Annotated in this window: 8 protein-coding genes; 2 read left to right on the forward strand and 6 right to left on the reverse strand. The window is 72.1% G+C overall.

Translation table 11 applies throughout. The annotated features are described in order from the left end of the window. The 5 genes from FJV41_RS43320 to FJV41_RS43340 form a co-directional block, all read right to left on the reverse strand. The coding region (locus FJV41_RS43320) for a hypothetical protein (RefSeq protein ID WP_246137785.1) at positions 1-516 on the reverse strand (516 nt) is incomplete at its 3' end. Next, positions 516-2,537, reverse strand: a complete 2,022-nt coding sequence (locus tag FJV41_RS43325) for a serine/threonine-protein kinase (protein ID WP_181791334.1) — start codon at positions 2,535-2,537, stop codon at positions 516-518. The genes FJV41_RS43320 and FJV41_RS43325, both read right to left, overlap by 1 nt. A gap of 46 nt (positions 2,538-2,583) precedes the next feature. Further along, on the reverse strand, positions 2,584-3,627 hold the full coding sequence (locus tag FJV41_RS54315) for a hypothetical protein (RefSeq protein ID WP_246137787.1): 1,044 nt from the start codon (positions 3,625-3,627) through the stop codon (positions 2,584-2,586). A 106-nt stretch (positions 3,628-3,733) separates the two neighbouring features. Beyond that, positions 3,734-4,468 carry a Dickkopf N-terminal cysteine-rich domain-containing protein gene (locus FJV41_RS43335; protein WP_141648497.1) on the reverse strand — a complete coding sequence of 245 codons (735 nt, stop codon included), beginning with the start codon at positions 4,466-4,468 and terminating at the stop codon, positions 3,734-3,736. A gap of 213 nt (positions 4,469-4,681) precedes the next feature. Continuing rightward, positions 4,682-6,424, reverse strand: coding sequence for a sigma 54-interacting transcriptional regulator (locus tag FJV41_RS43340; RefSeq protein WP_141648498.1), 1,743 nt, complete (start codon positions 6,422-6,424; stop codon positions 4,682-4,684). A gap of 135 nt (positions 6,425-6,559) precedes the next feature. On the opposite strand from FJV41_RS43340, the gene FJV41_RS43345 reads away from it, so the two are divergent. Beyond that, the gene (locus FJV41_RS43345) at positions 6,560-7,972 is read left to right on the forward strand and encodes an NAD-dependent succinate-semialdehyde dehydrogenase (protein WP_141648499.1); all 1,413 of its coding nucleotides are present in this window, start codon (positions 6,560-6,562) and stop codon (positions 7,970-7,972) included. A gap of 3 nt (positions 7,973-7,975) precedes the next feature. Here FJV41_RS43345 and FJV41_RS43350 read toward each other — a convergent pair whose 3' ends face one another. Continuing rightward, positions 7,976-8,980, reverse strand: coding sequence for a hypothetical protein (locus FJV41_RS43350; protein ID WP_306440944.1), 1,005 nt, complete (start codon positions 8,978-8,980; stop codon positions 7,976-7,978). Positions 8,981-9,120: 140 nt separating this feature from the next. Between FJV41_RS43350 and FJV41_RS43355 the strand changes: the two genes are divergently transcribed. Then, positions 9,121-12,075: a sigma-54-dependent transcriptional regulator gene (locus FJV41_RS43355; RefSeq protein ID WP_141648500.1), complete on the forward strand. Its 2,955-nt coding sequence runs from the start codon at positions 9,121-9,123 to the stop codon at positions 12,073-12,075. Positions 12,076-12,113 lie beyond the last annotated feature (38 nt).

Here is a 12,113-nt window from a genome sequence, read left to right on the forward strand (position 1 = left end):
CCCCTGCGTCACCGCCAGCGCCGCCCCCATCCCCGAGCGCCCGTGCTTGAAGTGCCCCACACCAAAGGGCGCCAGATACCAGGCGCGAGTCAGCGTCGGCGAGGCAGGCACCTCGACCCGTTGCACGGCCTCGACGATGGGTGTCGGCGGCGGGAGCAGCCGAGGACGCCGCTCCGCGCTCAGCTCCGCGATGCGCGTCTGGTGCTGGGCACGCGCGTGCTCCACGAACGCAAGGAAGTCCGGCGGATACAGCAACGGGTCCAGCACCGAGTCACCGTGCACGGCCAACCCTCGCACCACCTCATCCTCCGCGCGGGCGAGCTCTTCTTGCGCGTGGAAGGTGGCCGCGAGCAGCAGGTGCGCCTCCGCCTCCAGCACGTCCCCATCGAGCCGCAGCGGATAGAGCAGGGACTCCAGCTCGGCACGGGCCCGCGGCAGCTCGCCGGACTGGTAGGCACCGCGCGCACCGTCGAGCGGGGACGCCGCGAGCACCATCATCACCAGGGCCGCGCTCATCACGGCGTCACGTCCAGCGCCACTTCGAGACGACGTCCCGCGACCACGTCCACCTCTCGCTGCAAGGGCAGCGCACCCGCGCGGCGCGCCGTCACCGTGTGTCGCCCATGCTCGACCGGCACCGGACCCGAGAGAGGCGCGACGCCCACCTCCCGGCCGTCCACGAAGAGTCGCGCACCCTCGGGAGCGAGGATGAACACCTCCGCCTTGCGCAATGACAACACCACGTCACGCGTCACCGTCTCCCCGGGAGCGAGCGTCACCTCCACGTCGACCTCGTCACACAGGGAGTTGACGAAGCGCAACTGGTAGGTCCCCGCTGGCAGCGAGAGCTCACGCACGCGAGGCGTGTAGCCCCGACTCTCGCCGTTCACGAACACCTCCGCCCACGGGCGCGCCGTCACCTTCAGCACCGCGGGACGCGCGGGGACGGAGGTTCCCACGCCAGGACCTGTTGTCGTCGGCACCGGCGACGGAGAGGCTTCAGCGCCAAGGGGTCCCTCGTCCGGGCTTTCCGTCGGCACGGGAGACTGGGAGGCATCAACGGCCTCCCCTCTCGTCGAACGTCTCGTCGGCGCGGGCTTCGCGGAAGCCACTTCCCCCGAACGACCCCGTGCTCGCCAGGCCTCTCGTATCTGGCGCTCTGAGTTCGGAGCAGGCACCTCATCATCCGTAGGCGCACCAGGCAGCGTGGCGGCGGAAGTGGAGGAGGCATCAACGGGCCGCTGCTCTGGAGCCACCTGCCCTGACGGAGACTCCGCTCCACGCGACGGCGTCTCACCTTCGACTCCCTGGGGCGCCCCCGTCGCGATGGGGTCCTCATCGGCCCGAGGCGCGGACTTCGCGCGCTCGCCAGGCACGGTGACGCCCGCCACCTCCACACCGGAGGGCTCAACCCCGCTCCGTCGAGCGAGCGTCCATCCACCCCACCCCACCGTCGCGCAGAGCACGAGCCCCACGCCCACGGCACCAGTCCTCCACCCGGAGCGCCTCGGCCGCTCGCGCAGCAACGCCACCACCTCGGCGGAAGTCGGCTCCAGCACCAGCGCGGCGTTGAGCACCTTCGCGGCCCGCGCACCCTCGCCGCGCGCCAGCAGTCCGCGCCCTTCCCCCAGCAACCGCTCGAAGCGCGTCCGGCGCCACTTCGTGACACCTGCCACCGGATTCCCGAAGAACTCACGAGCCACATCCGCGGGCGGTCCCACCCTTCGCTGGAGCAACTCCTCCAACTCCGACGCCAGCACAGCCCCGTCACGAGGCCTGTCCCGCGCGTCCTTCGCCAGACACCGCGCCACCAGTGACGCCAGCGGCTCGGGCGTTCCCGGCACGACCTCCGTCAGCGACGGCGCCTCCTTCGTCATCACCGACGCGGCCAGGTGCGCCGCGCCCTTGCCCGCGTGCGGCGTCGTGCCCGAGCACAACTCGAACAGGATGACACCCACCGCATACACATCCGAGGCGGGCGAGTACGCGCCCGTGTCGATGCGCTCGGGCGCCATGTACGGCAGCGAGCCCGTCACCGCGCCGGTACTCGTGAGTCGCTCCTGGTCCTCCAGCGCGGCGAGGCCGAAGTCCGCCAGCTTCAGCGGCCCTCCCTCCGCCACCAGCACGTTGTCCGGCTTCACGTCGCGGTGGACGATGCCGTGCGCATGCGCCGCCGCGAGCGCCCGGGCGAGCTCCCAGCCCAGCACCATCACCGCCTCGGGCGGCACCGGTGAAAGCCTCCCCGCCAGCGCGCGCAGGTCCTCGCCCCGCACCCACTCGCAGACGAGGAACGGACCATGGGCGCCATCCTCGCCGTAGTCGTGGACCTCCAGGACGTTGGGATGGTGGAGGGAAGCCGCAAGCTCCGCTTCCCTGCGGAAGCGCTCCGCGCGACCCGTGCCGCCTCCCGGATGCATCCGCTTCAATGCCACCGGGCGCGACAGCCGCAGGTCCGTGGCCAGGAAGACCGTGGCCATTCCCCCACGCCCCAACTCCCGATCGAGTCGGTAGCGGCCCGCAAGCACCTCACCCGTCATCACCCGGGCATTCTCGGGGAGCGGGCCCCCGCGAGCAACTCGGGGATTACAGCGACAGCCGACAGGCCTTCGTGTCCCCCGCCTGCTCGCAGGCCCCCACCGCGCCCCCAGGACAATCCCGGTCCAGCCGGCAGGGCTGCCGACACCGCAAGGCCGCCCCCGACGACAGGCACACGCTACACGGCGAGCAGTCCATCGAGTTCTCGCAGACCTCCCCCACCGACGCCGGCGCGCCCGAGCACGCCTGCACGCACAGCCCGTCCGGAGCGCACTGGTAGCCCGGCTCGCAGAGGCCGCCACCTGCATTCGGGTTGCACTTCTCCTCGCACCGCAGTCGCTCCCTGGGACACCCCGCGAAGGTGGGACATTCGAGCGAGTCCACGCACGCCTCCCCCAGTCGAGGCCCCACGACACACTCCTCGTTCGAGCACCGTCGCCCAGCCCGACACGTGAAGTCCGACGCACACGTCAGGGTGCACTTCGAGTCCTCGCAGGCCGCGGCCGAATCCGCGCACTCACACGCCCGCGAGCACTCACCGCCCACCGCCACCGTGCTCGAACACCCCGCGTCCGGCGTCCCACACCCCGTGCCCGTGCAGCCCCCATCCGGCGTCGCGCACCCCGTGCCCGTGCAGCCCGCGTCCGGCACCTCGCACCCCGTGCCCGTGCAGCCTCCGTCCCCGGACGTCGTCACCGGCACACAAGCAGTCAGCGGCTCGACCACCTGGGGCACCGCGCCACAGCCGTACCCCGGACGAGCACAGTCCTCGCCACAGGCCCGCAGGCACTGCCCCAGCTCCGTCGCGCACACGGTGCCTCGCGGACAGTCCCGCGCCTCGGAGCACTCCCGCAGGCAATACCCGCCCGGAAAGCCCAGGCCGCAGGTCAGCCCCGCGCCACACTCCGAATCCGCGCCACAGGCCTCCCCCACCCGCTCCGAGTCCACGGGTTCACAGCCACCCCGCACACAGACCTGTCCCTGGGAACAACCCTGGGACTCGTCGCAGCGGATGCGGATGTCGAGCGGACAGCCCGGCGCGACGAGCAACACGAGCGCGGGCAGCAATAAGAGCAGGAGGAGGCGGCGCATCACCAAGGCCCGGTCGACTCTACGCGGAGGGAGGCTCGAAGCGCAGCCCCCCACACCGAAGGGCCCCGTGCCCCCCGACGCGGGAACACAGGGCCACTTCCGCTCACTACATGCAGGTGCCGAGGACGCCCGGCGCGGAGAAGCACTGGCCGCTCTTGCAGTGCGCGTTCTCCGAGCACGGGAAGCCGAAGGCACCCGGGCTGCAGAAACCGAGGACCGCGCCCGTGAAGGGCTTCACGCAGCTCCACGACGAGGGGCAGTTCGAGTTGTCACGGCAAATCCCCTGCATGCAGAAGCGGCCCTTGTTGGCCAGGTAGCCGTCGTTGCACACCGCGCCGCCCAGGCCCGTGGGGCACGCACCGTCCTCGGCGCACGGCGCGAAGCTGGCGCAGTACGGCTGCCGCGAGCCGTCGTCATCCGGGTCCAGACAGACGGAGTAGTTGTCGCAGCCGTCCTTGAAGTCGCTCGTCTCCGGGTTGCACGAAGGCGGGTTGGCCGGGGGCGCCAGGCTGCACAGGCCCTCGATGCAGACCTGATTGCTCAGGCACTGGCTGTTGGAGGTGCACGTCGGCACGTTCTTGCTCTTGCAGTAGGAGGCCAGGGTGCCCGTGTCCTCGGCGTCGCAGTACTGGTCCGCCGCGCAGTTGGCGTTCGACTGACAGCCAAGCGCACACAGGCCGTTGAAGCAGAACTGCCCGGAGGGACAGGCCTTGCTCGCGCTGCACAGCGCGCCACTCTGCTCGCTGGGGTTCTCGTCGGGCCCCCCACCGTCATCGTCCTTCGTGCTGCCACAGCCCACGACCGCCATCGCCAGGAACAGCCCCATCACGAAATGCTTCATGTTCGTCTCCCCGAGGTTCGGTTGCACCGTGGCGGCCCTCCGCCAGCGTGCGATGACGACCCCCATCGCAACGGGCGTGCCGCGGCCTCGCGAGACACCGAATCGCCCCGATTCCACGGGGTTGCATGACGGCCCTGGCCCGCCGAGGGCCCGGCGCCGGGGGAAACGTGCCAGGACTGGCACGCGGACCGGGCCTCCCGAGGAGGCGGCCTGTCAGTCCCCCTCGCCCAGGTAGCGGAACAGCGAGCGCAGGCCGATGCCCAGCGCCGCCGCCGCGTCCTTCTTGCTGCCGCCACAGCGGGCAATCGCCTCGCGCACGTAGCGCTGGACGAACGCCTCCCGCGCGTCCTCCAGGGGAACCATCGACGTGGCGTCACCGCCCAGCTCCAGGTCCTCGGGCCTCAGCAGTTCGTCCGTCGCCAGCACCGCCGCGCGACGCACCCGGGACGCCAGCTCCCGCACGTTGCCGGGAAAGGGATGGCCACGCAGCGCCTCCGTGGCCTTCTGCGTGAAGCCTCGCGCCTTACGCGACTCCTGCGTCAGCACGTGGTGGGCGATGAGCAACACGTCGTCACCGCGCTCTCGCAGCGGCGGCACATCCACTCGCACTTCCTCCAATCGGAAGCGCAGGTCCGCGCGGAAGCCGCCGCGTCGCACCGCCTCCTCCAGCGCCACGTGCGTCGCCGACACCACGCGCACGTCCACCTTGCGCGGCTGGTGCTCACCCAACCTCGTCACCTCGCGCTCCTGCACCACGCGCAAGAGACGCGTCTGGAGCGACAGCGGCATGTCCCCAATCTCATCCAGGAAGAGGGTGCCTCCGTCGGCCGCCTCCACCAGTCCCGCCCGCTCCGAGCCCGCGCCGGTGAAGGCGCCACGCGCATGGCCGAACAGCTCGCGCTCGATGAGGCTCTCCGGCAGCGCCGCGCAGTTGATGGCCACCAGTCGGCCGCGCCGCCCGCTGCGCCGATGGAGCGCCCGCGCCACCAGCTCCTTGCCCGTCCCCGTCTCGCCTTCGATGAGGACGTTGAGCGGGGTGGGCCCCAGTCGCTCCACCTGACGGTAGAGCGCGCGCATCGCCGGGGACTCGCCGATGAGCCCTTCGAAGGTCGCGGCTTCGATGCGACGAGTGAGGCCGTCCACCTGCGCGCGCAGCTCCGTCAGTTCGCGCCGGGTCGACAGCAGCAGCGCCGTCAGCGCGCAGAGCGCCATGGCCTCCTCCAGCTCCACCGACGAGAAGGCCGGCGCACCGAGTCGGCGCCCCAGGTACACCACCGACAGCGGCACCGACTCCACGCGCAGCGGCACCACCAGCGCGGAGCCCAACCGCAGGGCCTCCAGGCTCGGCGCCCTCGCCAGCGCCGCGTCCGCTTCCACGTCCGCCACCCGCACCGGCGCGCCCGACGTCAGCACCCGGTCCACCAGGCTGTCCACCACCGCCGCATCGGGGCTGGTGCCCGTGGCGCACAACACGCGCCGGGGCCCCTCGCGAGAGTCCGCGGTGACGAGGAAGCCCACGTCCGCGCCCACCACATCGGCGAGCCCCCGCATCGCCACCTCCAGCAACTCCAGAGGAGGGCGCTGCACGAGCAGCCGTGAGGACAGCTCCGCCAGCACCGCCACCAGCCGGCCGTCCCGCCGAGGTGCCACCTCCGCCGCGTCGCGCGCGACGGGCTCCACCGCGTCGACGAGTTCCAGCTCCACCGTGCCCACGCGGAAGCGGTCCCCGGGCTCCAGCGGCGCCAGGTCCACGCGCTTGCCTCGGACCTTGATGTCGCAGCCCTTGCCCGCCGGGGACACGCTCCAACCTCGCGCGTCGCGGAACAACAGCGCGTGGCTCGGCTTCACACCGGGCGCGCTGAGCACGGCGTCGCAGGTGGCATCAGAGCCCACGGAGACGACGGGCTTGTCCAGCGGGAGACGGCGGCCGTCGGGGAGGACCAGGAGCTGGGGCATGGCGGGAGCGGACCGACTTGTGTCGCATATCAGGAATGAGGGAGGCGGGCGCGTGCGGGGCCTGACGCTCCCTCCAGCGAGGCATTGTCCGGACGCATCCGGCTGCTATCACAGGGCCCCCGGAAGGAGCTTCCCATGGCCATCGCCACCATCGACCCGACGACGGGCAAGACGCTGCGCACGTTCAACGCCCTCACCCCGGCCGAGCTGGAGTTGAAGCTCCAGCTGTCGGCGGACACGTTCCGCGACTACCGCCAGACGTCCTTCGCCGAGCGCGCCCGATGGATGCGCCGCGCCGCGGAGCTGCTGGACGCGGAGGCGGAGCGCTTTGGCCGCATCATGACGGAGGAGATGGGCAAGCCTCTGGAGGCCGCGAAGGCCGAGGCCCGCAAGTGCGCCACCGCCTGCCGCTACTACGTGGCCAAGGCGGAGGGGCTGCTCAAGGACCGGCCCATCGAAGTGGGCGGCGACACCGCCTTCGTCCGCTACCAGCCGCTGGGCCCGGTGCTGGCCATCATGCCGTGGAACTTCCCCTTCTGGCAGGTGGTGCGCTTCGCCGCCCCCGCGCTGATGGCGGGCAACGTGGGCCTGCTCAAGCACGCGCACAACGTCCCCCAATGCGCGCTCGCGCTGGAGGAGGTCTTCCTGCAAGCGGGCTTCCCGGCCGGCTCCTTCCAGACGCTGCTCATCGAGACGGCGGACGTGAATCGCGTCATCGAGGACCCGCGCGTGCGGGCCGTGACGCTCACCGGCAGCGAGGCCGCGGGCCGCTCGGTGGGGGCGTCCGCGGGCAGGTCTCTCAAGAAGGTGGTGCTGGAGCTGGGCGGCAGCGACCCGTTCGTCGTCATGCCCAGCGCGGACCTGGACAAGGCCGTGGAGACCGCGGTGTCCGCGCGCCTCATCAACAACGGCCAGTCCTGCATCGCCGCCAAGCGCTTCATCGTCGCCGAGCCCATCGCCGCCGAGTTCGAGCGCCGCTTCGTGGAGCGCATGAAGCGCGTCACCGTGGGCGACCCCACGGACCCGAAGACGGACGTGGGTCCCCTGGCGACGGAGGGCATCCTCAAGGGCCTGCACGCGCAGGTGGAGCAGAGCGTGAAGGCCGGGGCGCGCCTGCTGCTCGGCGGCAAGCCGCTGGAGCGTCCGGGGAACTTCTACCCGCCCACCGTGCTCGCGGACCCGCCCCCCAACGCGCCCGCCTTCCATGACGAGCTGTTCGGCCCGGTGGCCACGCTGCTGCGCGCGCGCGACGTGAAACACGCCATCGAGCTGGCGAACGCGACGCCCTTCGGCCTGGGCGCCAGCGTGTGGACGAAGGACGCGGCGGAGCAGCGCCAGTTCATCGACGGCGTCGAGGCGGGCATGGTGTTCGTCAACGAGATGGTCGTCTCGGACGCGCGGCTGCCCTTCGGCGGCGTGAAGAACTCCGGCCACGGGCGCGAGCTGGCCGACCTGGGCATCCACGAGTTCCTCAACGCCAAGACGGTGCGCGTGGCCAGCACGTCCGGAGGCGAGTCGTCGCCCAGGGGCCGCGCCCTCAGCGAGTAACCCTCAGCGCGTGCGCACCCGGTCATCGGGCGGGCGGTGGACCTCCTCCAGCGCCTGCGTCACGGCCTCCACTTCAGAGCCCAGTTGCTCCACGCTCTGGCGCAGGCCCAACCCGGCGATGTCCTCGCCGGCCGCGTCCGCCGAGCGCACCCGCAGCACCTGCGCGTACAGCCCCTCCAGCGTGTAGTAGAGCCGCGTGTGCTCGGCCTCCAGGCGGTCCGCCGCCGTGGCCAGCTCCGCGCGCTGTTCCCGCTGGGCGTCGAGCGCCGTCAGCGCGCCTCGCAGCCGCTCGCGCACCACCGCGTCCTTCTCCGCCTCCACCCGCGCCGCCAGGGCCTGACGCTCCTCCTCCAGCCGACGCGCCTCCTCTGGCGTCGCGAGCGCTCGCAGCTCCCGCTCCCGGCGCGCCAGCGCGTGACACCCCTGGCGCAGCGCCTCCACCGTGCGCTCCGGCGCATGCACCACCTCGCGCAGCACCGCGGGCCCCTGGCCCAACTCCGCGAGCAGTCGCGAGCACAACGCGTCCACCCGGGCCGTCCTCGGGTCCTCGGGGGCTCCTGAGACCTCGGCCTGCTTCTCCGGTGCCTGCTCCGGCAGCCGGGGCCCCTGCTCTTCCGAAGGGCGCTTCAGGTACTTCGCCGCGACGAGGAAGAAGCCCAGCGCCACGAAGACGAGCCACCACAACCGCCGGGGCTGCCCCATCGCCAGGAACAGGCACGTGGTCGCCACCGCGATGAAGGCCGCGGCCTTCCCCGGGTCCCTGGAGCGCTGGGAGGAACGCCGGGTCCGCACCGCGTTGCTCGCGGCCCGCCGGGCCTCCTTCCGCCACTGCTTCTCCCACTGCCGTCGGACCTTGCGAGGAGGCAGGCGACCCGTCTTCCGCACCCACGCCTCCACGGCCGCATCCTCGCGAGCACGCCCTTCCGACAGGGCACCCTCCAACCTGCGCAGGCGCTCGTCCTGAAGCTGCGGGGAGGGAGGCGGAGGTGACTCAGGAATGCGGGGCACACGGTACGATAACGACTTCACCTCGCGACGAGGGAGGGTGAGACTTCGGGGCTAATCCGGGGAAATGCTCAATCGTTTGCATTCTCCCTGGAAAAGGCCCATGAGATTGCGTCCGCGGGGGGCACAAGGGGTTCGGTGTCGTGGAGAGCATGGAGGAAAAGGGGGAGCGCGGGGAGTTGGGCCCTGACGCCATCCGCGCCCTGCGTGGAGGGCACAGTCGTGCTGCCTTCGCCCGCATGCTCGGTGTCACCCCCCTCACCGTGTACCGCTGGGAGCTGCCGGAGTCGGCGCCCCAGGCGCGCAAGCCCCGAGGTCGGGTGGCCCAGTCGCTGCGCCAGTTGCTGGGCGCCGGTGGCCTGTCTGGTGTGTCCCGGCTCCCCTCCCTGTCCCGTCAGCCCCTGCGTCCCGAGGAGAGCGTCCGGCTCCAGCCCTGCCTGGAGCGCCTGAAGCGGGCGGAGTGGCGCGCGGCGGAGGAGGAGCTGCTGGAGCTGGGAGCCTCGGGTGTGTTGAAGACGCCGGGCGCACGGGCCCTGGCGGCGGTGGGACTCGCCCACCTTCAACGCTGGGGACGAGAGGACTGCCGGGGCGCCTTCGCCACGCTGCTGCCGCACCTGGGCGAGGCCGAGACGGGCCTGTTGCCGGAGTGGGTGGAGCTGCAGGTCCACGCGCTCGCGGCCAACCTCTACGCGTCACCGGACGGCAAGCTGTTCGACGCCACCAGGTCCGATGCGCACGTCGCTCGCGCCGAGGCGTTGATGGCGGAGCATCCGGACGCGGACGCTCGCTGCCTGTTGCGCATGGCGCAGATGGCGGGCGCCTTCTACCTGGGTGAAGCCGAGCGGGTGGCGCGCTACTCCGGCCGCGTGGCGGAAGCGCTCGCGGGCGTGACGGACCCGGCGCTGCGCCTGCTGGCCGAGGACATCTGCGCGCACGAGGAGGCCATCCGGGGCGAGGCCACGCAGGCCACGCGGCGCTTCCGCGAGGTGGCACAGGGCGCGGCGCGGCTGGGCTATGCCTTCCTGGAGGCGCGCAACCTCGCCTTCCTCGCGCAGCGCCGCCTGGATGAGGCGTGCGAGCCGGAAGAAGCGCTCCTGCTGGTGCGCCGCACGCGCGAGGCCGCGTACGGCGGACGCATGGCGCGGGGCTTCTCCTTCATCTTCGCCGCGCGCGCGGAGGCCGAGGCGCTCCTGCGACTGGCCCGCTTCACGGAAGCCGAAGCGGTGCTGGACGAGGCCGACGCGGTGGTGGCCGAGCTGAGCTGGACGCCGCTGCACCTCGCGGTGACACGCGCACGACTGTGGCTGACGACGAGCAAGCCCGCGGAGCTGCGCCGTCTGGCGGCGAAGCTGTCCGCGTATGACGGCTCCATCCAGCGCTCCCTCACCGGCGCCTATGCCCTCTTCGTGGAGGCCATGGCGGACCTCTCCAGCGGCCCCGCCGAGCACGCCGCCGCGGGCTTCGCCGCCGCCGGTGCGCGAAGCATGGAGCTGGGTGGCTGGCCCTACCTGCGTCGCGAGTGCCTGCTGTACGAGACGGCCGCGCGCGTCTACGCGGGCCACCGCGAGGAGGGCCGCGTGGTGCTGCGCCGCACGCGCGCCTTCCTGGAGCGGATGCCGTCCGCGTGGCACTCGGCGCTGCTGCACCGTTTCGAGGCCTTGTTGCTGGTGCTGGAGGGTCGCACCCGCGAGGCCCGCGAGCTGCTGGAGGCATCGCTGGGCACGTTCCGCCTCTCCGGCGACGTGTGCATGGCGGCCTACACGCGCAACCTCCTGGCGTGGCTGGCGAAGCACGAGGGAGACCCCGCCGCCGACGAACTGCTCGCCGCCAGCGAGGCGGAGCTGCGCCGCCTGGGCGGCATGACGCCGCCGCCCAACTTCATTCCCCCCTCGGTGCGTCCCCCCAGCGCGAGCGCTCCGGGCACCGACAGCACTCCCGCGACGCGACTGGGCGCGGAGGCGCTGGTGGTGCCCTTCGAGCGGCTGTCCGTGCGCGGAATGGGTGCGCCCCTCATCCAGCGTGAGCTGCTGGGCGTGCTGGAGGGCCTGTTCCCCGGCTGCGCGCCGCGCCTGGAGGAAGTGGACTCCCAGGGCCGCATCACCCTGCTGGCGGGGCTGGGCACCGTGCCGAGCACGGACGAAGTGGAGTTCGGTGACGGCTGCGGACGCAGGCTGAGGCTGGGCGTCGCCGGGCCCCTGCCCGCGGATGGCCGCGCGCTGCTCACCGCGCTGTCACGGCTGGGCGGCTTCGCGCTGGAGGTGGCGACCCTGCGCGGCTTCGCGGCAGTCGACGTGGAGGCGCCAGGCCCCAACGAGTCTCCGGCGGAGGAGACGGCCCGGGACGCGGAGCTGCCGGGCTTCATCGCCGCCTCGCCCTCCATGAAGCGGATGCGCGTGGAGCTGGCGCGCCTGTCCGCCAGTCGCTCCACCGTCATCGTCACCGGCGAGTCCGGCGCGGGAAAGGAAGTCGTCGCGCGAGCGCTGCACGTGCTGTCCACCCGCTCGCAGCGCCCCTACGTCGCCTTCAACTGCGCCGCCGTCCCCAAGGAACTCTTCGAGGGACAGTTGTTCGGCTACCGGCGCGGCTCCTTCACCGGCGCGGCATCCGACCACCCGGGCGTGCTGCGCGCGGCCCACGGCGGCACCCTCTTCCTGGACGAGATTGGCGAGCTGCCGTTGGACGTGCAGCCCAAGCTCCTGCGCGTGCTGGAGAACGGGGAGGTGTTCCCCCTGGGCGAGACACGGCCGGTCGAGGTGGATGTGCGCGTGGTGGCGGCCACGCATCGTGACTTGAGCCAGCTGGTGCGCGAGGGCCGCTTCCGCGAGGACCTCTACTACCGGTTGCAAGTGGTGCCGGTGCGGGTGCCGCCGCTGCGCGAGCGCCGCGAGGACGTGGTGGCGCTGGCCAGACACTTCGTCCGGCAGCTCACGCCCGAGGGGCAGACACCGCCGAGGCTGGGACCGGATGCCCTGGCGGCGCTGATGGCCCACTCCTGGCCCGGCAACGTGCGCGAGCTGCGCAACGTCATCGAGCGCTCCATGGCCTATGGGCCGCTGCCGACGGTGCTGGGGGCAAAGCAGATGCGCATCGCGGGCTGAGGGTTGAGGAATCATCCCCAACCCGCGATGCGCATCTG

The sequence above is a fragment of the Myxococcus llanfairpwllgwyngyllgogerychwyrndrobwllllantysiliogogogochensis genome, from assembly GCF_006636215.1.
GTDB lineage: Bacteria > Myxococcota > Myxococcia > Myxococcales > Myxococcaceae > Myxococcus > Myxococcus llanfairpwllgwyngyllgogerychwyrndrobwllllantysiliogogogochensis.